Source organism: Neobacillus sp. WH10 (assembly GCF_030123405.1).
In the GTDB taxonomy this organism is placed as follows: domain Bacteria; phylum Bacillota; class Bacilli; order Bacillales; family Cytobacillaceae; genus Neobacillus.
Genome location: NZ_CP126110.1, coordinates 2,640,765 through 2,664,104 on the forward strand (window position 1 = coordinate 2,640,765; position 23,340 = coordinate 2,664,104).

Consider the following 23,340-nt stretch of genomic DNA (forward strand, 5'->3'; position numbering starts at 1 on the left):
AATCGAAAATAAACGTTTATAAAATAATTCGAATCACCTTTATAAACTTGATATTTCAATGTTTCATAGATGACTCTTAACTGTTTACAAAGGTATACCTTTGTAAACGATTTTGTATTTTTTGTGGTAATTGCTAAATTTGATTATTATTATAGAAGTGATTTAATTTTTTCAAAATTTAAATTATAAGAAAATCGTTGCATTCTATAATAAATACTATACGAAGGGAAATGGGAAGTTGAAAACGAGAGAGCTTCTTACTGCAGAACAAAGGGAATACTTTTATGGAGTTCCTGAGCATATGGACGAGAGAGAAATTCTGCGCTATTACACAATATCTGATGAAGAATTGCAAATTATAAATAAACAACGCGGTGCTGCCAATCGATTAGGTTTTGCCATACAAATTGCTTACTTACGCTTTCCTGGGAGACCATTATCTGCAAATGAAAAAATTCCAGATTTTATTGTACATACGATTGCTAAACAATTAAGAATTTTACCTTCAGCTATACAGAACTATGCACGTGGGCGTGATGCAACTCGGCGAGAACATTTGAGTAAAATCAGAAATACATTAGGATTTCGGACATTTACTTTAAAAGAATATCGAGAGTTAGCACGGAATAGAGATGCTTGAGAAACTAATGGGTAGAATGTTTAATCGTGGAGAAAAGAAACATAAGGATCATTTTCAAAAGGACGGAAAAGCGATTAATGAAAAGGTTCGTTTATACGCAAAAGTTGGAAAGGCTTTAATTGAAGCAAAAGAGTTAGAACAAGACCCATTTGAATCTTTACAATCTATCATTTCATGGGAACAATTTGTACAATCAGTGGAACAGGCTGAAGAACTAGCCAGACCAGCAGAATTTGACTATTTAGATCTACTAGATAATCATTATGGACATTTTCGGAAGTTTGCACCTAGATTATTAAGAACGTATGTATTTAAAGCCTCTAAAGCGAGCCATACTTTATTTCAGGCCCTAGAGATGTTGAAAGAAATAAACCAAACAGGAAAGAGAAAAATCCCTGAAACAGCTCCGATGGATTTTCTCAAATCGAAATGGTTCAAGCATGTGATTAAAGAAAATGGTATTGATCGTCATTACTATGAGTTCGGTATCTTTTCAGAATTATGTAATCATCTTCGTTCTGGGGACATGTGGGTCGTAGGAAGTAGACAATATAAGGATTTTGAAGAATATCTTTTACCTCAAGAAAAATGGAAAGAATTAAAGGAGAAACACCAAGTTCCACTAACAATTCCAACCAATATAGATCAGTATTTACAGGAACGATTTGAGTTAATGGAAGAGCAACTCTCTAAGGTAAATCATTTAATTCAAAATCAATTATTGCCAGATGTTGAAATCTATGCAGATAAAATACAAATTGCATCTTTAAAGAAAATTATTCCAGATGAGGTTGAAGATCTAACTAGACTTATTTATAGTGTATTACCGCGTATTAAATTAACAGATCTATGGTAGAAGTAGATAGCTGGACTCATTTTAGCAAACATTTTGTTCATCTTCATACCCAAACTGAGCCAAAGGATAAATCCATATTATTCGCAGCTATTTTGGCTGATGGAATTAATCTTGGTCTCTCAAAAATGGCAGATGCATGTCCAAATATATCTTATACACAATTAGCTTGGATATCGGATTGGTATATAAGGGATGAAAATTATTCTAAAGCTCTTGGAGCAATCACTGATTTTCAGCATAAATACCCGTTCTCTTCTCATTAGGGAGATGGTTCAACTTCATCTTCTGATGGACAATTCTTTAGAGCCGGTGGTCAGTCTAGTCCGTTGGCACAAGTAAATGCAAAGCATGGTAGGGATCCAGGATTAAGTTTTTATACACATATCTCAGATCAATACGCCCCATTTTATGTACAAGTTATTAGTTCTTCAGAAGAAGCGCCACATATTATTGATGGCCTACTATATCATGAAACAGATTTGGAAATTGAAGAACATTATACGGATGCAGCAGGCTTTGTAGATCATGTTTTTGCCATGTGTCATATGTTAGGATTTCGATTTGCTCCTAGAATTAAAACGTTTAGTAAAAATAAAATTTATACTTTTGTAAAGCCCTTAAATCAACCGCATCTAGAATTTATGATTGGTGGAACGATTCATACAAAGAAAATAAGAGAAAATTGGGATGACTTATTACGATTAACTAGCTCTGTTCGTAATGGAACCGTCACAGCTTCTCTGATTCTCAAAAAGCTTGCGGCCTATCCAAGGCAGAATAGCTATCTGTAACTTTGCGTGAGATAGGAAGGATTGAAAGAACTTTATATACATTAGAATGGTTGCAGAGTCCTGAGCTTAGAAGACGTGTACAGGTTGGTTTAAATAAAGGTGAAGCAAAACATGCACTTGCTCGAGCTGTATTTTTTAATCGATTAGGGGAAATTCGTGATCGTTCTTATGAGGATCAATTACATAGAGCGAGTGGTTTGCAACTTCTTATTTCAGCAATTGTATTATGGAATACGGTATATATATCACGTGCAGTAGATGCTTTACGTGCAAAAGGACTGGACATTCCAGAAGAATATTTACAACATATATCTCCACTTGGATGGGAACATATTACGTTGACAGGTGATTATGTTTGGAACTTAAATGAAAAAAAAAATTTTAATAATCTAAGACCATTACGAGACAAAAATTATATAAAAAAGTAGTAAAGTAAGTAGCCGGTTCCTTAACGTACAGGGAACCGGCTGAAATGTGTCCAAATTGTGTCTAAACGTACAATTTTCTTTTTTTGATATGGTGACCCCTATAAACTTATTATTATTGGATATTCAAAGTATTGGTGCTAATATAAGTTCCTGGATTGAACTTATAAATCGAGTTCTCGGTGGAGACTCAGATTATGAAGAGGGAACTGGAAACTCGATTACATTCGAGGTTAGCAAACCTTTTACTAAAGTGATTAATAATTTTGCAAACGAAGATATTATAGAAGAGTGCATAATTGAAACAACTGAATTAAAGGAAATAATTATATTGTGGGAATTGGAGTTTAACTATAGAAGAAAAAAAGGTGAACTCTAATTTAACGAAAATTTACTACATTGATTAACAAGATACCTTAAAAGACTTCCTCTTAGAAATATTATTTTTTGTGAATTAATTCACTTAAACTAACGGGTGCATTACTTGAATAGCCGGCAACCATTGCAGGCTATTTTTGTTATTCAACTAAATGGCAGGATAGTACAATAAAAGTACAAAAGGACCAAAAATAAACTTGATCCTTTTTCTTTTTATCAAATTTTTCAATTGCTTCAAAACAAACAGGATTAAACTTTAACAATAAAACCAGTATCATTAATGATTACATCTACTATCTCTGCTGTATGTTTTAGAGTTGTATCAAATATAAATTGTTGATTGGAGGGGGTTGATTCCAATTTGTTCAACAAAAACAACGAGCGTTCTATTGAATCATTATCTCCCCTCATATGAATACGTTCGATTAGTTTTTCTTTATCTGCTCTCAATACGATATATTTCAATGTTACTTGTAAATCAGATATATGTTTACAAAACCAGTCAAGTTCATCTTCTACCACAAAGTCAATGACGACATTGAAGTTATTTTGAATAAAATTCCTGGTTATAGTAAGGATATTCTCCCACGTTAGACTTAAGCGTTCCTCCCAAGATGCTTCTGATCCGTATTCAAACATATGTAGAATAGAGTCACCCTCAAGAAGAACACAATTTTTAACAGTTTGAGCAAGTTTTTTTGAAGTTGTTGATTTTCCAACCCCTACTGGACCTGACACGAGATAAATTAGGTTTTTTTTGTTTTCATTTGACAATGTGGACATCCTTCCTAAGCCAAATATTGAATTAACAAACAGCATATCACATCTCGCACAATTATGTACTACTTCGTTAGAAGTTCGTTTTTCCTTGTTGAACTCCCATGAAAATAAAAACTGAAAAAGAGCATGAAAAATAGACCCAGAAAAACCAGTTTTTAAAAAAAGACTGAGCCTCTTGAAAGGTTGGATATAGGGTTGGTTGATAACTCAAATTGTCTTGTTCCTTTCTACTCAAAATGATAGCAGGTAAGCCGGCGCAACAACCAGAAAATGGATTAATCTCCCATGAGTGCTACCCCTAAAGGGCGCGACAGTCGGTGGTACACCGTGGTCGTTGGAGTCAGACTAACGGATGGGCTCAAAGGCACCATAGTTCAAAGACCTTCTTCGCCAGCATTATAAAGTATAGTCTGCCTGATCCATTTTCATTCTCCGTGGTGCAGCGCTGATTTTGCGTTGCATGAATGGCTAACGGGTGCGATTCTTCAATAAGAATGATCGCTTTCTTCTTAGTTCATTTATCGAAGCAGGAGTTGAATAAGAGATGTCATAAAGTTATTGAATAAAAAAGGTTTTTTAATTATACATATCGAAAATACTCATAGTTAATTATCCGAAAGTATCATGGAGGAAGAAATGAATAAAGTAATAAACATGATTAATCCGAGTTCCAAAGTGGCTGGTGTATCGTTGCTTGAATTGAAAAATGCAGAAAAAGCACTTGGTGCTACTTTTCCAGAGGAGTACAAAGAACTCTTTTTAGAAACGAATGGAGCTAAATTTGGTGATTGGACTTTGTTCCCTATTCAAACGAAAGAACGATCAGCATTAACAATTGATATTGTAAAACAAAATTATGAGAACAGACCGAAAAATGTACCGAGTGATATGATTTGCATTGGTGAAAATATCAATGGTGATAAACTTTGCTATCGTATAAGAAAAAGATTTATGCAGGAACTAATCTTTCTTTGGAATGAAAAAACTGGAATAAGCGATTGTAAGGCATCAACTTTAAGCCAGTTTATTGATTGGTATGTGCCGAAAGTGAATACTAATAAGCCTTTAACAGTTGGTACTTTTACAGTTGATAGTGGAAAGTTAATTGTTACTGATCCATGTTATCAGGTGGATGAAGAAGATCTGCAAATTATACTTTCAAATGTAAAAAATGGGAAATGGAAGGCATCCATCACTTACACTGATGAAGAAGTGGTGGAAAGTTTAATTGTATTTCATGGAGAAAAGAAACCAAGTGGAAAATGGCATGATTGCGATAAAACAATTGCAGTTGATTCTGCACAAGCTGGAATCTTTGATCTTGCAGTATTCGGTAGAGATTAAGCTATCCAATATGAAGTGAAAAATGTTTATGACATAGAGATAGATGAAGATGGATTAAAATATTATGTTGCATGTTGTGATATTGTTGCTTCAGATGCACAAGGAGGAGTTGTTCCAGGTGGTGCGGTTTCAATGTCTGGTTATGGTGATGGAGTGTACGATGTGAAAGTAAAATATAACATTTCTAAAGAGGTTATTGGAGTGATGATTGACTTTGGAGCTGAAGAGGAATAATACTTTTCACAAATGGATATTGAAATGCACATGTTCATCTTCAACTAACGAGGTGCAAGAGTTCAGGATCAAAGTGAGTTTCAGCAGCAACTCATTTTCTTATTCTGCTAACGTGCAGGTTTGTTGAAGAATAGATAAAAGGATTCTTACCCAAAAACAAGAATATATATTTATTGGTATTTTAATAAGCACTACTTGAAAATAGGAGGTATTGAATTGGAGGAGTTAATTAAGGAGTACGCCTTAGGATACACAATGCTTCGGGAAGCCATCGAAGGATTAACCGAGGAGGAGCTTCGTTACAAGCCCGCACCGGACAAATGGAGCATTCATCAAATCCTCATACATGTAACGGATTCCGAGATCTCGTCCACATCTCGGCTAAAAAAAGTCTTGGCGGAGGATGAGCCGATTCTGATTTCATTTGACCAAGACGCATGGGCTAATAACTTGGGGTATGATTTGTTGGACCGTGAACAGCATTTACTTATTTTCAAATTGCTACGTTCCAGTATGAAGATTATTCTGGACCATCTAACTAGTGAACAAAGCAAGCGAGTGGGGGTGTATGTCGATCAGGGGCGGTTCACATTTAAGCAATTGTTGGAATACCGAGTGCAACATGTCCGCGACCACCTTGATCAAATTGAACGGGTAAAGAAGGCATATCAAGGGAACCAAACCTATTAAACTAATTAAACTAACGGGTTGCTTTCCTTTAAGAACGGTTGCACAAACGGCAGTCTTTTTCTTATTCGACTAACAAGGGAAATTAGTTGAAGAATTATAAATAAAGGTGGGGAATAAAATTTGTACTCAAATAAGATATTAGGAACAAAAGCTAATATTGTTGAGACTGATTTGCTAGAATTAGAAAAGGAACATAAATTTAAATTTCCTTCGACTATGAGAGAGCATTATTTATTGTATAATGGTGGTTATCCTGAAAAGTCACTGTATGTTGGAGATGAAAGTGAAGAATATGTAGTGGATTACTTTATTCCAGTAAAGAATGAAAAGGGACGAAATCTATCTGGAATTTTACGTTTGTTAAATGATGAAAAGGTAATTCCTAACTGGTTAATCCCATTTGCCGATGAAGCAGGGGGTAATTTATTTTGCTTTAGTATTAGTGAAAAAGATAATGGAGCAATTTATTATTACAATCACGAATTTGAGTATGGGGATAATCCTGAAAATCTTATTGTGTGTTTATCTGAATCATTACCTGATTTTATTAATAGTTTAGTTGAGTGTGATGATGAGTAAAAAGTAAAACCTTGTTCAACTAATGAGGTGCAATAGTTTAAGATCTAGCTGTCATTATGGCAGCTTTTCTTATTGTACAACATGAAGGATAGTGAAAATTGCAAAGTTTTAATGACAGATTTAAAATTCGCGTAAATCTGTCCTTATAGGGGAAAATATGTAACGGTATTGTGCTGGCAAGCACTTGCCTATTCTAAATAAGGAGTGAGATGAGTGGCTGATAAAAACGAACGTAACCGTGTCGATAATGATGCTGGCGAAGCGGTAGGAACTGGTGTCGGTGCTGTCGCTGGAGCTGCTTTGGGTTCTGTTCTTGGTCCACTTGGTACCGTTGCAGGAGCTGCTGCTGGAGGAGCGATGGGTAACAAAGTCGGCGAAGGTGCCAATGAGACTAATGACAGTGTTGCGAACCGAGAAGATTAGACCTTAACCAAAGTGGCACTGAATGAATTGGATTCCCAAAAAGGGAGTCCTTTTTTTTATTAAGCTAATTCAGATTTGTTAGGTAAATTCCCAGTAAGATTGTGAATCAATTCACTTAAAGTAACGGGTGCGATTCTTCAATAAGAATGGTCGCATTTTTCTTATTTAAGTGACGGTCAGTTTAGTAAAAAAGGGAATTGGCATTCCCATCACGAATACTATCTGCTACAGTGTTTCAATTTTTTGCTTAAGGGTGATAAGTATGAAGGATTTGTCAATATTAAATGTTTTGGAAGCACTAAAAACAAGATTGGATGAAAATTATTTATTAAATGTCCATAGTTCATCTGGAATTTATCCAAAAGTTGGTTTTAATTTTAATAAGCCCATTACTAAAGACGAATTAGAAATACTTATAACAAAAAATCAGTTGGTCTTGCCTACTGAATATAAAGATTTATTATTATTACATAATGGTGCAGAGTTTTTCACCTACGAATATGGCTACTTCTTTTGCCTTATTCATATATGAGTGGTTTTATTTGTGAATTTTTGGAGTGATTAAAATAAGAAAAAAGCTATCTCGTAATGAATTGCCCCGTAAATGTTAGACACCAAATTAACATTTACGGGGTGTTTTTATGGCCAAATTTACAACGGAAGAAAAGATTCAAATTGTATTAAGGTATTTCAAAAGAAACGAAAGTATTAAAAATATTGCGAAAGAAGTTGGAGTTAGTACTCCGATCTTAAGTGGATGGATTCGCCTTTATGAACAATCTGGTGTAGAAGCATTTAATAAATCCTATACAAGCTATTCTGTAGAGTTTAAACTAAATGTACTTAAATATATGAAAGAAACGGGTACATCCTCTTATGACGCAGCTGCCATTTTCGGTATTTCTTCACCAGGCTTGGTCCGAACCTGGCGAATGTTATTTGATACAGGAGGAATTGATGCCCTACAACTAAAGAAAAAGGGGCGTCCCTCCATGAAAAAACAATCGAATTTAAGTAAAAATCAACAACCACCAGTTGAAGGATCAATGGAAGCTCTACGAGCTGAAAATGAGCGATTACGTATGGAGAATGCCTATTTAAAAAAGTTGAACGCTTTAGTTCAAGAGAAGGAAAAATTACAAACAAAATCAAGGCGCAAGTAATTTTTGAACTAAAGCATGAATTTGATGCGGTGGAACTTGTTAAAGTCGCAGACATTCCACGTAGTACGTATTATTACTGGGAAAAACAATTGAATAGAGAAGATAAATATGCAAGTGTAAAAGAGGTCATTGAGGCTGTTTATCATGAACATAAAGGTCGTTATGGTTATCGCCGTATTCATAAAGAATTAGCGAAAAGGAATATCCACCATGATCCAAAGACCATTAATCGCTTAATGAATGAGATGGGCATAAAATGCGAAGTGCGTATGAAAAAGTACCGTTCATACCGTGGAAAAGTAGGCGAAATAGCACCTAATTTACTGAACCGCGATTTCCGAGCAGATAAAATGAATACAAAATGGGTAACGGATGTTACAGAGTTTCATTTGTTTGGGGAAAAACGTTATTTATCGCCTATTTTAGATTTATGTAATGGAGAAATAATCGCTTATAAAGTAATGAATCGGCCTGTTTATTCTCTTGTAGGAGATATGTTAGAAGAAGCTGTGAACAGAATACAACCTGGGGATGAAGTCATCCTCCATTCAGATCAGGGTTGGCATTATCAGATGAAAAAATATCAAAATAAACTAAAAAAGCATGGAATACAACAGAGTATGTCCCGTAAGGGGAACTGTTTAGACAACGCAGTCATGGAAAATTTCTTTGGCTTATTAAAGTCTGAACTACTCTACTTGCAAGAATTTGAGAATATAGAACATTTTGAACGAGAATTAGAAGAATATATTTATTATTACAATCACAAAAGAATGAAAGCAAAATTAAAAGACCTAAGTCCAGTTGAATACCGGATTCAGGTCTTGAATGCAGCCTAAACTTTTTGTCTAACTTTATTGGGTCAGATCATAAAGAAATAGCTTTTTCCTCTGCTTATTTAGAACTATATTCAACTGTCTGTTTGCCAGTTATATCCTCGTAAGAATCACCGTTCATTGTATTATCGAATATCAATTTAACTTTACCGAAATGGTCATTCTTTAAATAAAGCCATCAACAAAATCTTACTTTACTTTTCCGATAACTTAGGATCAATGTCCGCATCATCATTTAAGAAGTACCTGACCGTCAATTTGTTCTCCTTTATCGGTTACATCATTCATTAAATCGTACCATGATATTCTTGTCAGAAGTATTTTCCGCAGAATATTGTACCTGGATATAAGAAAATCCTTTTTTGGGGTACGGAAACGATTCGAAGAATGAGGGGTCACTCTGGAAAACATAACCAAAAGTAAAGAATTAGATGTTTCATGACAATAAAATTATTCCGTTAAAGGGCAAGATTGTGGAGCAATTGCCTTTAAAGAAAATTGGATATATAGGTTAAAATTTAGAAGAGATTGTGAAAATCTGTACTTAAAGTTGCAGAATAATTGAACAATGATGGACTGTTTCAGCAGTCCATTTTTCTTGGTCTTTAAAGGGCGCAATCCTGGAATAAGGATAACGCTCATTTTTCATTTTAGGGTCATTTTCTTGAACAAAAGTTTTAAAGAAAATTGGCTAAATATAGGTCCAAACTCTAAAGAAAGGTCATTAATTCAAAAGTCTGATAAAACATTTAGGAAATCCTTACCTTTTAATCCATAATTTTGATCTATAAACTAATACTTAGTTGATAAAATTATTTTTTAGGGAGGAAAGGTGAAAAAATGAATTTATCCCTCAAGGAACAATAAGATCTGTTACTGTTTATTTTATGCTCTTCAATGCTTTTTGCATTTTCGCCAAAGTCTAAGGACCAAAAAGCATCAACCCCTGACACGTTTCATATAAACGGTTGGGGAGCGAAACGCGATTCATTCATCGGTTTACAGGCCGAAAATATATTGGGTCAAAGATTTATTTATGTACGGTAAATTTACAAGACAATACACTTAAATATTGGGTGTCTTCCTGATTTAATAATTTTCGGAAAATTCAGCATTCATTTTATTTAGAATACATTTCCATTATATACTTTTGATAGGTACCAACTAGTTGCTATTAGAATAATAACACTTGTAAAGGAGCTGAATTATTGACCTTATCTCAAGGATTTTGACAATATTTCTTTGGATAGGAACCACGATATCGTATATAGGTTAATTTAATATTTTTATAGAGGAGGTTATCTTTATGGAAAATAAAGTAAAAAGTGTGTTAAGTTTTTTATTGATCTTTGCAATGATTTTCGGCGGATCTGGGCAAGCGGTGGTTGCCAAGGGCAATAACCATGCTAATCAAGGAAAACATAAGAATTCTAGTGAGCAAAATGTAAAACAGTGGTTAAGTGAATATGAATTCTATGAGGACACCAGAATTGCAAAAATCTATGATCAGACTGCAATAAATGAATTAAAGCGCTTCGCGACAGTCATAAAAGAAACTAATGCTAAGTTTGATTCTAAACTGATAGCGGAAATTGATAAAACCGGAGACTTTAAACAAAAAGATATTAATGAACTTGATGTACTTCAACAATTGATTAACCAATATGAACAAGCTGTTCAAGAGGAATACATACAAGAGGTGGTTCTTAAAAGTGATCGGCTCTTGGAAATTAAACACAAGTTAACGATATATTTATGGGGGTATGTATCAAAAAACGATTTTAATGAACCAACTGAAGTATTACTTGCTGATATACTCTTTAATTTTTATTTATCGGATAAAATTGTCAATAAGAATGCTATAGGCATCTTAAAGGATATCTCCGATCAAGCGGATGACAAAGGAAATAAAATAAAAGCTCATTTGAATAACGCTGTGAAAATGTCTGAAAAAGGTAATGAGTTTCTAGAAAAAGATCTAGCTATCCCTGCATCAAAATCCTATCAAAATGCATATAAACAAGTGTTATTCGGACTTGAAAAAGCTGGCTACTCATTTAACACAGAATTCTTTGAATCTACCTCAGACACGGATGGGGACACAATAACGGATGGGAAAGAATTCCTAGAGGGAATGAATCCATTTAAAAAGGATACAGATGGTGATGGATTACAGGACAATATTGAATATGAGATTAAATCATTTATTTCCCCGACAAAATATGATACAGATGGTAATGGCATAAGTGATGCAGATGAAGATATCGATGAAGACAGCCTGAGTAATAAAGACGAGCAAGCTTATCAAACAAATTTGATTAAGGAAGATTCAGACCAAGATGGTTTAACTGACGGATTTGAAGTACATCAGTTTAAATCATTACCTAATAAGTATGATACAGATGGCGATGGGTTAAGTGATGGAGATGAATATGCTTTAAAGACAAATCCGAATGCTGCAGACAGCGATGGTGACGGAATCGAGGATTCACAAAAACTCTATGAACAATCTATTCGTAAATCATTGATTCAGCCTGATAAATCAGAAATTAAAAGTGTAGAAGTTAGTTTTAGTGCAAAGGGTAATATAAATAAAACGACTAGAATGAGCAGTACAAACAACGTTAAAACAACTAATTTACACGGTATTATTGGTTCTCCTGTAAGCATCACTACGCAATCAGAATTTGAGAAAGCAAGCATTACGTTTACTTATGATGAAGCGAAGCTAGGAGAAACAGTGGAAAATGATTTAGGCATCATTTGGTACAATGGAGCTAAGGAAATGTTTGAAAGCCTTAACGCGGAAGTAGATGAAAGTAAGAATACAATAAGTGTGGAAACTACTCACTTTGGCGAATTTCTAATTGTTGATAAGAAAAAATGGCTGGAGTTGTGGGGTATGGAAATAGACTATTCAGGGACGCATGGTGTAAATGAAACGCTGCTTCACAATATGGCAACGAGAACGGGTGGAGAGGACGATCAAGCTGCAAGCAACGATAAGTTGAATGATATTGTCCCTAGCGATGATTCAGGTGATGGAGAGATCGATACAACAGATTCAGATGGGGATGGCTTATACGATATTTATGAAATTAAAGGAATGAAAACACCATACGGTATAATCTACTCAGATCCTAACAAGAAAGATAGTGACGGAGATGGATTAACCGATGGGGAAGAAATGGGTCCATTCCAATCATTCACAGTAGACATTTTTGGAGTTACGATTCATTTTGAAGGTTTCTTTCCAAAGAGTTTTCCTGACCGAAAAGATAGTGATGGAGATGGAAAGCTTGATAATGAGGATTTGAGGCCGTTGTACTCTGATTTATCCGATATGGTCATTTTTCAATCAGATCGACCAGAAGGCTATGATAAATATGGAAATGTAGCGAATGATATAAAAACAAATGATTATTCAGAAGATAAAATAAAAGACATTAATTGGATGTTCAGACTCCAATTACTTGAATCTTATTTCCCAAGTATTCTCTTTAATGAGTTCGAGGATATGTCAACAAGCTTGTTTGCCATGGGAGATATGGAAGATGTGATTTTAGATATGATTAATCATTTTAGAGAGGGAACTGGTAAAGAGTACAGAAACCAGACCTTAACTAAAGAAGCGCGTGAGCATGAAACAACGAAGGCCTATGTAGAATTTGTTAAAAAAGCCTTAGTTAATGAGCTGAAGAAAAATGGAGGTAATTTAGCAGCACTTAAGTTTGATAAAAGTACAAAGGATACAAATGAATTTTATAATTTTATACAGAGAAATGCTAGTTATCCGACGTTTAGCACTTGGAGTGATCGAGTAGGTGGACTTACCATTACAGTAAATGATACTTGGGGGAATACGGTATCCGTAAAAGATTTTTCATTAGAGAGGAATCACTTTAAAGGAGTCATGCGTGTTCGTTTGTATGATCATTTTGGGTTGGATCAGCCAGATGTGGAGAAGGTGTATGTCAACCTAGCAGGATTCCGATCCTGGTTTGTCTTACAGCATTATGATGAATATAATGCGAAATATAAGCCGTTTGTTACTGTAATGGAAATGGATATACCATTTGAGGGAGAATTGTGATTAAAGTTAATGTAAAAATGATAGTTTGGATGATTTGTATACTCTTCATTCCATTAAGCTTAATTGGATGTACAAAGAATGAGGAATCAAGCAGGGAAACAAAGATTTTCGAAATTGACAATACAGAAGAGGTCGTTGGTAAAAAGGATGAAGAAGTGGTAACTCTTAGGAAGCATTATATGATTCTAAATCCACCAAAAGATCTAACAGAGTTGAAAGAATTAGTTGAAAAATACAGTAAGGATCATCTAGTTGAAAGTGAAATGAAAGTAATTGAAGGCAAAAACAGGATTTTTGATCTGTCCTTTTATAGGGAAAGTGAGGATTTGCCAAGAGACTGGCAGCCTGATGAAAGTTACATGAATACAGATCGGCTGGAACATCATAAGAATGATCTAATTGCCTATATAATTTGGTCAGATGCTGAACCACAAAAGGAATACACTGTTTATGATAAAAGTAAGGAAGGAATGGTCATGAAGCAGATGCATTTTATTGAGGATCAGCTTGTTGAGTGATACACTATCCATACACTAAAAAATAAAGAAATGGAAATTATTAGAAAGTACAACAGGAACACTACATGATAGACTAGGAATCACTATGAATGTTTTCCATAGTGGCCCTCATTACTCGAATCGTTTCCATACCCTAATAAAACTTAAATATTCCATAATACCAGCTAATATAATTTTTTCTTTGTTCCGTTAAAGGGCGCTTTCCTTGAGTAAAGAAAGTGTCCTTTTTCTTGTATTTCAAGGGTCCTCATGGTTCGGTAATTTGTTATTGTCTGCGATTGTTGAAAAACATGCGTATGAATAAGACTCTCCTTGAACATAATAGAATCTAGTTTAATTGATTTAAAAAGTAGGAGAGTGAAAGAATAATGTTATTATCAGAAGCGTGGAAAAAGTATCAACTAGATAAAAAAATTGAGGGATATTCTCCTGTTACACTAAAAACGTATTGTTTTCAATTTAATCTCTTATTACGATTTTTCGGTGATATTGAAATGAGTGATCTTACTACAGAGAAACTAAAAGGGTATCTAATACAGGCGGGAGACCACTTAAAGCCATCAAGTTTAGGACATAGGGTTCGTTGCATTAAATCACTATTCAAATGGACACACGATGAAGGCCATATTCCCAAAAACCCTGCTGCTAAATAAAAGAGCCGAAATTAGGAAAAAGGATTCCAAAATTCCTTTCAGAACGAGAGATTGAACATCTAAGGGAAGCTTGTCATAATTCAATGGAGAATGCGTTATTTGAATTTATGTATTCGACTGGTTGCCGTATTGGAGAAGTTGTAAAATTAAAACGTGATGATATTAGTTTTTTAACGAATTCAGTTATCGTACATGGGAAAGGCGATAAAGAAAGGGAAGAATACTTTAATACCCGTTGCTCCATTTGGTCAAAAAGGTACCTAGATGAGTGAGATGATGAGGATTCCTGTTTGTTTATTACGGAAAGAAGGCCAAACAGGCGAATGAGCATTGATAATCTGAGATATATTATTAAACGTATTTCAAATAGATCTTGGATAAAAAAGAGAATACATCCTCATCAATTACGACACAGCTATGCTACACATATGATTAACAATGGTGCGCCACTTGAAGTGATTCAGAGCTTACTTGGTCATGAGAAGAGTGAGACCACCAAAATATATGCTCAGCTAAGTGGAAAATTGAGACACGATTTTTATTGTAAATATTTTTGAAAGTTATATAAGTTAAACTTTAATCGAAATCGAGGCGCGCATATAAAAGGGCGTGTCTTTTTGTTATCGGGCCATATAATCGAATAAGTGGCTGTATAAAATCTCACTTTTTTATACATCCTCCAGGTGAACTTGCAGCGTGAGCAAACGTTTGATTTATCAACGATACATCTAATGCATAAACAATAAATTATGGCAAATTGACCCCTCTTGGTTCACAAGGGGTTTTGTGATAGGGAACTTCTATGAGGAAGTTTTATATAAACTGGTTTTGTATTGGATATACATCTCAAGTTATCATTAATTGTTACTTTATCTTATACCATTTCCTGCTGAACAGGCCATGCACCTTGCAACTTTATTTTAATGAATAATTGATAGTATAAAGAAGAAATAACAAATTCCGGATACAAAGAAATGTATTTATTTATTCCGTAATTTTAGCAGATAGAAGTTATGTTTACTATTCAAGAATCGGGCGCTATTTTTGAATAAAACAATTTTTAAACAACTTTATTTTTATTTTTTAAGTTCGGTGAAGCATTTTTTATCAAAAATTAAACAACTTTATTTTACCCCCGTCCTAAAATCAGGACAGGGGTATGCGTGTTTGAGGTTTTAAAATTAAATAACTTTATTGTCAATCTACAAGTGGCCCCAAAAAGAAGGAATTCTTGCCGTATCCCGTTTAAAGACACCCTGTGGCAAAACATACGGGTCTGACTAAGCGGACATAAAATCTTCGTTACTGCTGCATACTATTTTTATCAAAATATTTTAATGAATTGAGGTTTTTGAAAATGGATGAAATGAGAACTACTAATCAAGTGGAAGAAGTAAATAAACACCTTAAAGAAATCCCCAAGGAAGCCGAAGAAAGAAGAATTGAAAATCAGCCTCAAACTGGTAAAAACGAGAAAGCCATCGAGCCGTTTTAAGCCCATAGGAAAGCCTGCAGGTCTGATCCTGGATACGAACGGCAAACCCTAGAATCTTGCTGATCACAAATTTCATAAGCAAAAAAAAACAGCGTAGGAGGAATTTTTACTCTTACGCTGTTTTTATTCGTCGTTATGTCAGCACGTGATTACCAATCCTTTTCCTATATTTAGGTGTTAGGCAAAGGAGAATTCTGCTATACTTACCGTCAACCTCTTTGCTAGTCCAGTAACGAACAACGATCGTCACATAGTCGCATTCCTTATAAGGAAAATCAGTTAAATCTGGTCCATATATTCTGCTGGCTTTGTACATTACTTTCATTGTCTATTCCTCCTAAGGCTTTTTCGATTCCAAGGCAATTTCCAATGTGCTTCTAACACATTGGTTACAGGCTGAGGTGGTTGGTATATTATAAAAGAGTAAAAAATAATTTTTTTCTTCTTTAACTCTAGGGTACTTTTCTTCAATAAAGTCTTTAAAACGTTCTTCCACAATCGGTCGCTTTTCTGGAGTAACGAAAAAACCCAATTTCTCAATTTAATACTGAGAAATTGGGTTTCTTATTATTGTAATTTCCTTAATGTTGTAAATCCCATTTTCCTGACGGTACCCCAACAAGATGATAACTCGTAAATTCTAGTTTCTTAGTTGTTTCTAACTGGACGAATTCTCCATATTCCAATTGAATCCTTTTCGAGAATAGGGGACCGTCAAATACATAGATATGGTATTCACCCGATTCTCCCATTGGGCAAATATTCGTCATTTGTATATCTTGCAGAAACGATTCATTAAGCAATCTTCCAAGCCACGTTTCATCAAGAACATCCTCTCTTACACGAACAACAATGGCTTTATAGCCGGATTGAACAAAGCTTTCCAGCAATGAAACAGCATCCTCTTTTTTGCTCCAAAGGGGGTACATGGCATCCACACCTGCAGCATTTGCTACGTTTTCGCCCCAATCTCGATGTTCATCTAAATAGAGGTCTCCATAAGCGATACCAGTAATCTTAAATTGATTCTTTAAGCTTTGAACTGCTTTAATAAATTGCTGAGATTTAGCTTCTTTCTCATAATTCAAAAAATTTATTTTTTTCCTTGACTCTTACGTGACGTAACGGTTTATAGTAAAGATACCGGTAAAAATTCGCGCGAAAATAAGGGGATGGTTATTTTAGTTTCAGGTAAGAAGAAATGGAAGACAGGAGAACTTGCAAAGTTAACAGGTTTAACGATTCGGACCTTGCGCTATTATGACCAAATTGAACTGTTCTCACCATCAGACTATTCAGAAGCAGGATATCGCCTATATAACGCCACAGATCTTTCGCGGTTACAGCAAATTCTTAGTTTAAAGGATTTAGGGTTAACGCTCGAGGAAATTAAATCGATCCTGGCTGACGATACGTATAATCCTATTGAAGTGGTGTCTCTTCAAATAGAACGTTTAAGAGAGAATATTAGAGTTCAACAGAAGCTGTTAAAAGATTTGCAAAATGTATCTGAAATTTTGCAAACGAAAGATACATTGACGGTTGAAGATTTTACAAATTCAATTGGAATGATGAAAAAAAGTCATGAAAATTATTTTTACGGGCGCCAAAAGAATATGGAGAGCCAATTTGATCGACTTGGCGAATTCCTTTCTAATCATCCGTCCCACCAAAAAAGGAGGAAGTGAGAATGAAAAAACACTTTGCAACACACGATACCTTTGTTATTGAAAAGGTGTATAATTTCACACCTGAAGTGGTATTCGCTGCATGGGCGAAACCAGAGCTTAAAGCAAAATGGTTCACTGAGGCGGAAGAGTTTGAATTTCGAGTCGGTGGACAAGAGAAAAATCATGGTGGCCCTCCAGGAGGCCCTGTTTACACATTTAAGGCTCACTATCAGGAGATCATTCCTGACCATCGCATTGTCTATTCCTACACCATGGATCTCGATGAAACGCGGATTTCCGTTTCTGTAGCAACGGTCGAGTTTAAACAAATTGATGAAGGAACTCACCTGATTTTTACCGAGCAAGGCGCATTCCTAGACGGCCATGATACAGCTGCAGTTCGTGAGCACGGGACAAGTATTTTGCTGGATCAGCTTGGTGAACAGTTGAAAAATAACCAAGAGTTAACAGTATCCTCTGGGGTATCGAAGATTATTAACTCTCCTGAGCCAATCTCTGATCGTGAGATTGTCAACAAACGTATCTTCAATGTGCCACGTGAAATCATGTTCAAAGCATTCAGTGACCCGAATCATTTGGAAAAATGGTGGGGACCCGAGGGCTTTACTAATACGTTTCATGAGTTCGATATGCGACCAAACGGTATTTGGCGTTTCATTATGCATGGACCGAATGGTGTAGATTATGAGAATAAATCCATCTTTTCCGAAATAATTGAACCTGAAAAGATTGTTATCCACCATCTGGGGCCAATACATGAATTTTTATTAACCATTACATTTGCTGAGAAAGAAGGCAAAACCGAACTTATATGGCAAATGCTCCACAAATCAGTTAAAGAATGCGAAAGAGTGAGAAGTTTCTGTTACGAAGCCAATGAACAGAACTTTAATCGACTTGAGGCGGAACTGACTAAAATGGTTAACTGATTGCAACACTAATTTAATTTTATTAAAATAGGCGCTAACATAGAAATTTTACTTATTCAGCTAAAGGGCGCGATTACGGAATTATACCCAGTTTTAAACCACCTTATCACCATTTGTATTAGCGCTTCAGGTTTTCAACGTCGTGCACAAACAAGTTTCGCACTGACCAGATGTTCACATAATCCCCACGTTGGCGCACACATATCGAGAAAAAAGTCAAAAAACGACTTGACATTGGAGTCAACTCAAATGTTATTCTGAATTCATGGAAAAACTTTATTCTATACAAGAGGTTTCGAGGATACTTGAGATGCCCAAGGATACACTTCGGTATTATGACCGGATTGGGTCGTCTCGCCGTCTCGAGAAGACAATGGGTACCGCAGGTATTCGAAGGACGACCTCATAGACTTGATGAATATTCAGATCATGCGGTATGCGGACTTTTCTCTTGATGAAATCAGGGGGAAATTCGGTTTCCACAAGATGGAAAATATTGACCCCGCTTACTGCGAAGAGGTTGCTGTGTTCCTCGATGCTAAGAACGCAGAAACGCGCAAGAAGATTAACCATCTGGAAAAGGTCAGTCGGCTGCTCAACATAGCCGCCGAAACGTTAAGGGACTTTAATAACGAAAGCGACCAACGGTTGGCAGAATTCGTCCGCGAGCTTTACAAGGATATCCGAGAGGATGAACCGGGAATCTCCAAGGAGGGTTGTGATCAACATCAAGGTTAGGAACTTTTATTATCTGATTGCAGGCGTTCTTGCGATGCTGTTTGCCGTCACGCATGCATGGAACGGGCAATCCGCTGTGCTGCCAACGCTCGACAATAGGGCGATGTCCATGGATACCCAGACGATATTCACGTATGTTTGGCACATTATAACGGCAGAAAATCTGGTCTTCGGTATCGCATTCATTTTCATGTCATTCCAAAGTGAGCAATCGAAGATCCAGTTTACCGCATGGATGATTGCGGCGATCCTGATCGTCCGACTGATGGTCATTCTTGGCGTAACGGCATTGCTTGACGTTTCGGCTCTTACGGATACGTTTATAGATTCGATTGCCATCGTAATCTATGTTGCCTTGATCATACTGGGCACAACTATGAGGAAAAAACAGTCCGGTGGTTAGCAGCTACAGTAACAGAGATGTCTGAATTGTCTTCTAACCCTGCAGACTCGCTCAAAGCTTTATAGTAAGCAATCTCACTATAGCCATCACGATTGCTGTCTGTAACGCTACTATTAGATAAATGCATTTATGTCTGTAGTAGGCTTTGGCTATGCCCTGATCTTGTGGGGAACTGGTCTGGCAATATGGTTAATAGGTAGAAGATTGCTAGGTATCTGCACGAAATAGATAACATAAAAGTGATATAGGACTTTACGCCGGATATTATGAAAAGCAGAGTAAATTTCTTTTTCAACAATCGGGCGCTTTTCTGTAATAAGGAAAGCGTCTTTCTTCATGAAAAGGTCCAGATTCTTTGAAACTTAATTGTGAAGATAATGTAAATTTGTATCAAGGATCTAGACTTATTCTTATTCTGTTATTTTAAGCAGGATCACCTATAAACTTCCCCAAATTTTGGTTTTAAATATGTCAAAGAAGCGTAAATTCGATTTAAAGCAATATCTTTTATGAGTTGACATATAGTGGTAAATGTAGTATTCTTGCGTTGACTGATTTAATCAATCATAAAAAGGGAGAGTTAGCTTATGGAAAACAATCTTCGAATGGGAAAAGCAATCGTTATCGGAGGCAGTATGGCAGGTTTGATGACTTCTCGCGTATTGGCGGATGTTTATGGAGAAGTGCTTGTTATTGATAAAGATAAATATCCGGAACATCCGGCTGACCGGGCTGGTGTACCTCACGGTTTCCATCCGCATCGATTCACAAATCGCGGCAAAATGATTACGGAAAATCTGTTTCCCGGCTACGAAGAGGAGTTGGCCGCGCTTGGCTCGCCTTCCTCGCTCAATAAGACAGCGCATATTATGAATCCGTATGGGATCGTCAGCGGACCTTATATGCGCAATGATTATAAATTCAGCCGCGCTGTGCTTGAATGGGTCATCCGCGGACGCGTGAGCGCGAGTCCGAATGTGAGGTTTCTTCAAGGGCATGACGTACTTGAACTCATTGCAGCTCCAGACTGTTCAGCCATTACCGGAGTACGGGTCCGGGAGCGGAAAGTTGCCGGAGAAGAAAGTGTCCGGATGGCCGACCTAATTGTCGATGCCAGCGGCCGAACCTCCCAGCTGCCAGAGTGGCTGGAGAGGCTGGGGTACGAAGTGCCGAAGCCCGATCTGATGAAGGCGGCCAACGGCTACAGCACTCGCCGCTATACATTGCCGCCTGCAATGCGACATCTGGCCGAAGAGTGGGATGTCGTCAACATTATGGGCCAGCCGGAGAACAACACCTTCTCCTTCATTGAGAATCAAGTCGCCGAACTGCTGCTGTGCCGTCCCGGAGGGCTATTTCCTCCTACAGATGCGGAGGCGTTCGAACAAACGGTGGCCGGGCTGCCGTCTTCCCTGATCGCGGAAATCGTCAAGGATTTGGAACCTGTCGGCAACCCGCGGGGCTTTCGTGTAGCGGAATTATACCGCCGCCATTATGAACAGGTTCACCATTGGCCTGCTGGCCTGCTCGTCCTTGGTGATGCTTACTGCATCTATGATCCGATTTTCGGTCAAGGGATGACCGTTGCAGCAATCGAAGCGGAAATACTGCAATCCTCTTTGCGGGAGCAGCTTAGCGATCCGAAGCCGGAGTTTGAAAAGCGGGTACTTAAACGGATGCAGCGTGAAGCCATTACGCCTGCCTGGTGGCTAAACTGTGCGGCGGATTTACAGTGGGAGGGCGTTGAATATGAAGCCGGGTCAGAACCGCTTGAAGGGGTAGATTTTTGCAGGAAGGTGATGGATATGCTGCTTAAAGAGGGCACGGTGAATCGCAACTTCCAGCTTTACGGCATGTATTGGGGAGTAAACACATTGTCTGTTCCGCTTGGTGAGCTGTTCAATCCACAAATGATCAGAGCGGTGCTGGAAGCATCGGACGAAGGAAAGGAAATCCTCGCCGAGCTGCTGGAGCAGCATCATCGGCCGCTTGAAGAAATACTGGAAACGATAATTCCACGATAAGAGAAGCCTTACATTCCATAAAAATAAAGCACCTGCCGCCTGCAATGAGGTGATAGGTGCTTTATTTGCTGATCATCCTCATCAGCATTTCGATATCCGGGATGCGAAACTGCCGTTCATCCACCGATCCCACCATCATCACTCCGGTTAGTACCGTCAGGAAGCCGGCAATCAATTCTCCCGGATCCCCCGGTGCAATCGTCCCATCCCTTTGTCCCTCTTCGAACAAAGGCCGAAGGCTGCTAACATAATCGTCCAACGTGTATTGGTTGATCAATATTCTCGCTTCTTCAGGCACGCCATCGGACGTTCTTGCCTGATAAATCAGCTGAAAATACGGGGCTCCTTCCTCATCCATCATTTCTTCAACCAATTTTCTGATTTTATCATAAGCGGTTCCCGGAAGGGATGTAACGTACGACATGGCTTCCTGCGCACCCTCTATAGCGCCTTTGACAAGCGTAACGAAAAGCTCTTCCTTGGATTTGAAATAATGGTACACTAGGCCATGGCTAATGCCTGCTTCCTTCACGATCATACTCATTTTGGTTCCGGCAACGCCGCGTCTGGAAAATACGCTTAAGGCTGCGGCCAAAATCTGTTCCCTACGCTCATCGCGGATCTGGATCAGCTGCTCTTCATTTAATGGTGCCACGCTGCACCCGCCCCCTTCGAGTTCATATCATTAACATTTCTTTTATTGATCAAGTCAGTCAAAATTAAAAATACAGTATTTTATTTTTACAGTCAACCTATTTCACACATTCTCGACCAAAAAAAGAACTATCATGTTCCGTGCGGAGCAGGGGAAAAGCTGGAGATTACATCAAACGCTTACCTATTTTCAACTTTTCTGAAATAAGGAAAGCGTCTTTCTTCATGAAAAGGGCCATATAATGGAATAAAGCTTATTTAGTTAACAGGACAGGTTGATTAATAAAAAAAAGGAAATGAAACCGGTTTTTTAGAATTAATTAGGTAATTCATTTTCTTGGAGGGGTGTCTGAATGGCTGAATTGATTTATCATGTTGCAGTTTCACTAGATAACTTTATTGCGGATCAAGGTATGATAGATGGAAATATTAATAATTCTAGCTTTTTATTTGATGGGGATCATGTCCCAGACTTTTTATCAGATATTCAACAATACGATGCCGTATTGATGGGTGGAAAAACATATGAGTTTGGATTTCAATTCGGTGCTAAACCAGGTGAACCTGGCTATAAGGGCATAAAACATTACATATTTTCAAACTCCATGCAGTTTGAGTCAAACGAAGAGGTCGAACTTATCAAAGGTGATGCTATAGGATTTATTATTAATCTCAAACAGCAAGGGAACGGTAAAATTTGGCTATGTGGAGGCGGAGAATTAGCTGGGTCGTTAATTAAACATAAACTCATTGATCAATTAGTGCTGAAGGTTAATCCAATTATAGTCGGTGAAGGTATTTCTCTGTTCGGAAGCGTAAAGCCACGTCTTAACTTAAAGTTAGTTGACATGAAACAGTACTCTAGTGGAGTTGTCAAACCGACTTACAATATTATTTATACTTAGGATTATCTTGGAGAACCCCTGTCTTTAATTAATTTTAAACAATAAAATTTCAACCAATTGTTCAATAAAAGGGCGCGATTGTAAAACAAAAAGTAAAA

At 37.0% G+C, this 23,340-nt stretch carries 22 protein-coding genes and 2 pseudogenes; 20 read left to right on the forward strand and 4 right to left on the reverse strand.

Going from position 1 to position 23,340, the window contains the following annotated elements; all coding sequences use genetic code 11:
• The first annotated feature begins 238 nt into the window (after nt 1-238).
• Both QNH20_RS12485 and QNH20_RS12490 read left to right on the forward strand, forming a co-directional pair.
• Nucleotides 239-2,715: pseudogene (locus QNH20_RS12485) on the forward strand (Tn3 family transposase).
• 46 nt (nt 2,716-2,761) lie between these two features.
• Nucleotides 2,762-3,091, forward strand: coding sequence for a hypothetical protein (locus tag QNH20_RS12490; protein ID WP_283923192.1), 330 nt, complete (start codon nt 2,762-2,764; stop codon nt 3,089-3,091).
• Nucleotides 3,092-3,339: 248 nt separating this feature from the next.
• Here the strand turns inward: QNH20_RS12490 and QNH20_RS12495 are convergent, their stop codons facing one another.
• Nucleotides 3,340-3,873, reverse strand: a complete 534-nt coding sequence (locus tag QNH20_RS12495; RefSeq protein ID WP_283923193.1) for a P-loop nucleotide/nucleoside kinase family protein — start codon at nt 3,871-3,873, stop codon at nt 3,340-3,342.
• Nucleotides 3,874-4,506: 633 nt separating this feature from the next.
• Here QNH20_RS12495 and QNH20_RS12500 point away from each other — a divergent pair.
• From QNH20_RS12500 to QNH20_RS12550, 11 genes and pseudogenes are all read left to right on the forward strand, one after another.
• Nucleotides 4,507-5,214 (forward strand): SMI1/KNR4 family protein, encoded by a 708-nt coding sequence (locus QNH20_RS12500; RefSeq protein ID WP_283923194.1) that lies wholly within the window; start codon nt 4,507-4,509, stop codon nt 5,212-5,214.
• Nucleotides 5,215-5,229: 15 nt separating this feature from the next.
• Nucleotides 5,230-5,448, forward strand: a complete 219-nt coding sequence (locus tag QNH20_RS12505; RefSeq protein ID WP_283923195.1) for a hypothetical protein — start codon at nt 5,230-5,232, stop codon at nt 5,446-5,448.
• 216 nt (nt 5,449-5,664) lie between these two features.
• Complete coding sequence (locus QNH20_RS12510; RefSeq protein WP_283923196.1) at nt 5,665-6,138, forward strand: DinB family protein; 474 nt, start codon at nt 5,665-5,667, stop codon at nt 6,136-6,138.
• A gap of 120 nt (nt 6,139-6,258) precedes the next feature.
• Nucleotides 6,259-6,717, forward strand: coding sequence for an SMI1/KNR4 family protein (locus tag QNH20_RS12515; protein ID WP_283923197.1), 459 nt, complete (start codon nt 6,259-6,261; stop codon nt 6,715-6,717).
• A 213-nt stretch (nt 6,718-6,930) separates the two neighbouring features.
• Complete coding sequence (locus QNH20_RS12520; RefSeq protein ID WP_283923198.1) at nt 6,931-7,140, forward strand: glycine zipper domain-containing protein; 210 nt, start codon at nt 6,931-6,933, stop codon at nt 7,138-7,140.
• A gap of 262 nt (nt 7,141-7,402) precedes the next feature.
• Nucleotides 7,403-7,672 (forward strand): SMI1/KNR4 family protein, encoded by a 270-nt coding sequence (locus QNH20_RS12525; protein ID WP_283923199.1) that lies wholly within the window; start codon nt 7,403-7,405, stop codon nt 7,670-7,672.
• Nucleotides 7,673-7,781: 109 nt separating this feature from the next.
• Nucleotides 7,782-9,142, forward strand: a protein-coding gene (locus tag QNH20_RS12530; RefSeq protein WP_283923200.1) for an IS3 family transposase whose coding sequence is annotated in 2 segments (ribosomal slippage) — nt 7,782-8,238 and nt 8,238-9,142 — 1,362 coding nt in all. Because the reading frame shifts where the segments join, the coding sequence is not laid out codon by codon here.
• A 1,303-nt stretch (nt 9,143-10,445) separates the two neighbouring features.
• On the forward strand, nt 10,446-13,232 hold the full coding sequence (locus QNH20_RS12535; protein WP_283923201.1) for a DUF3289 family protein: 2,787 nt from the start codon (nt 10,446-10,448) through the stop codon (nt 13,230-13,232).
• Nucleotides 13,229-13,750, forward strand: coding sequence for a hypothetical protein (locus QNH20_RS12540; RefSeq protein ID WP_283923202.1), 522 nt, complete (start codon nt 13,229-13,231; stop codon nt 13,748-13,750). Before QNH20_RS12535 ends, QNH20_RS12540 begins: the two co-directional genes overlap by 4 nt.
• Before the next feature lie 368 nt (nt 13,751-14,118).
• A pseudogene (locus QNH20_RS12545) lies at nt 14,119-14,960 on the forward strand (tyrosine-type recombinase/integrase).
• Nucleotides 14,961-15,760: 800 nt separating this feature from the next.
• Nucleotides 15,761-15,898, forward strand: a complete 138-nt coding sequence (locus QNH20_RS12550; RefSeq protein ID WP_165903271.1) for a hypothetical protein — start codon at nt 15,761-15,763, stop codon at nt 15,896-15,898.
• 133 nt (nt 15,899-16,031) lie between these two features.
• Here QNH20_RS12550 and QNH20_RS12555 read toward each other — a convergent pair whose 3' ends face one another.
• Both QNH20_RS12555 and QNH20_RS12560 read right to left on the reverse strand, forming a co-directional pair.
• Nucleotides 16,032-16,223 (reverse strand): hypothetical protein, encoded by a 192-nt coding sequence (locus QNH20_RS12555; protein WP_283923203.1) that lies wholly within the window; start codon nt 16,221-16,223, stop codon nt 16,032-16,034.
• A gap of 256 nt (nt 16,224-16,479) precedes the next feature.
• Nucleotides 16,480-16,986: a Dph6-related ATP pyrophosphatase gene (locus QNH20_RS12560; RefSeq protein WP_283923204.1), complete on the reverse strand. Its 507-nt coding sequence runs from the start codon at nt 16,984-16,986 to the stop codon at nt 16,480-16,482.
• Between the two features lie 84 nt (nt 16,987-17,070).
• Between QNH20_RS12560 and QNH20_RS12565 the strand changes: the two genes are divergently transcribed.
• The 6 genes from QNH20_RS12565 to QNH20_RS12595 all read left to right on the forward strand — a co-directional run bounded on the left by QNH20_RS12565 (nt 17,071) and on the right by QNH20_RS12595 (nt 21,683).
• Nucleotides 17,071-17,586, forward strand: coding sequence for a MerR family transcriptional regulator (locus QNH20_RS12565; protein WP_283923205.1), 516 nt, complete (start codon nt 17,071-17,073; stop codon nt 17,584-17,586).
• A gap of 2 nt (nt 17,587-17,588) precedes the next feature.
• On the forward strand, nt 17,589-18,518 hold the full coding sequence (locus QNH20_RS26970; RefSeq protein ID WP_349632712.1) for an SRPBCC family protein: 930 nt from the start codon (nt 17,589-17,591) through the stop codon (nt 18,516-18,518).
• A 310-nt stretch (nt 18,519-18,828) separates the two neighbouring features.
• On the forward strand, nt 18,829-18,927 hold the full coding sequence (locus QNH20_RS27065) for a hypothetical protein (protein ID WP_481858075.1): 99 nt from the start codon (nt 18,829-18,831) through the stop codon (nt 18,925-18,927).
• Nucleotides 18,924-19,256, forward strand: coding sequence for a MerR family transcriptional regulator (locus QNH20_RS12585; RefSeq protein ID WP_481858102.1), 333 nt, complete (start codon nt 18,924-18,926; stop codon nt 19,254-19,256). Before QNH20_RS27065 ends, QNH20_RS12585 begins: the two co-directional genes overlap by 4 nt.
• Nucleotides 19,237-19,659 carry a hypothetical protein gene (locus tag QNH20_RS12590; protein WP_283923206.1) on the forward strand — a complete coding sequence of 141 codons (423 nt, stop codon included), beginning with the start codon at nt 19,237-19,239 and terminating at the stop codon, nt 19,657-19,659. Before QNH20_RS12585 ends, QNH20_RS12590 begins: the two co-directional genes overlap by 20 nt.
• 587 nt (nt 19,660-20,246) lie before the next feature.
• The gene (locus tag QNH20_RS12595; RefSeq protein WP_283923207.1) at nt 20,247-21,683 is read left to right on the forward strand and encodes an FAD-dependent oxidoreductase; all 1,437 of its coding nucleotides are present in this window, start codon (nt 20,247-20,249) and stop codon (nt 21,681-21,683) included.
• A gap of 61 nt (nt 21,684-21,744) precedes the next feature.
• Here the strand turns inward: QNH20_RS12595 and QNH20_RS12600 are convergent, their stop codons facing one another.
• A complete protein-coding gene (locus QNH20_RS12600) occupies nt 21,745-22,338 on the reverse strand; it encodes a TetR/AcrR family transcriptional regulator (protein WP_283923208.1) in 594 nt (197 codons plus the stop codon).
• A gap of 352 nt (nt 22,339-22,690) precedes the next feature.
• Here QNH20_RS12600 and QNH20_RS12605 point away from each other — a divergent pair, with 352 nt between their 5' ends.
• Nucleotides 22,691-23,242 (forward strand): dihydrofolate reductase family protein, encoded by a 552-nt coding sequence (locus QNH20_RS12605; protein ID WP_283923209.1) that lies wholly within the window; start codon nt 22,691-22,693, stop codon nt 23,240-23,242.
• Nucleotides 23,243-23,340: the final 98 nt, after the last annotated feature.

Bases quoted from the DNA above. Each gene is read 5' to 3' on its own strand.
- QNH20_RS12595 (WP_283923207.1), top strand. From the start codon at position 20,247: ATGGAAAACAATCTTCGAATGGGAAAAGCAATCGTTATCGGAGGCAGT.
- QNH20_RS12605 (WP_283923209.1), top strand. From the start codon at position 22,691: ATGGCTGAATTGATTTATCATGTTGCAGTTTCACTAGATAACTTTATT.
- QNH20_RS12500 (WP_283923194.1), top strand. From the start codon at position 4,507: ATGAATAAAGTAATAAACATGATTAATCCGAGTTCCAAAGTGGCTGGT.
- QNH20_RS12550 (WP_165903271.1), top strand. From the start codon at position 15,761: ATGGATGAAATGAGAACTACTAATCAAGTGGAAGAAGTAAATAAACAC.
- QNH20_RS12525 (WP_283923199.1), top strand. From the start codon at position 7,403: ATGAAGGATTTGTCAATATTAAATGTTTTGGAAGCACTAAAAACAAGA.
- QNH20_RS12535 (WP_283923201.1), top strand. From the start codon at position 10,446: ATGGAAAATAAAGTAAAAAGTGTGTTAAGTTTTTTATTGATCTTTGCA.
- QNH20_RS12555 (WP_283923203.1), bottom strand. From the start codon at position 16,223: ATGAAAGTAATGTACAAAGCCAGCAGAATATATGGACCAGATTTAACT.
- QNH20_RS27065 (WP_481858075.1), top strand. From the start codon at position 18,829: ATGCCCAAGGATACACTTCGGTATTATGACCGGATTGGGTCGTCTCGC.
- QNH20_RS12565 (WP_283923205.1), top strand. From the start codon at position 17,071: ATGGTTATTTTAGTTTCAGGTAAGAAGAAATGGAAGACAGGAGAACTT.
- QNH20_RS12495 (WP_283923193.1), bottom strand. From the start codon at position 3,873: ATGTCCACATTGTCAAATGAAAACAAAAAAAACCTAATTTATCTCGTG.
- QNH20_RS26970 (WP_349632712.1), top strand. From the start codon at position 17,589: ATGAAAAAACACTTTGCAACACACGATACCTTTGTTATTGAAAAGGTG.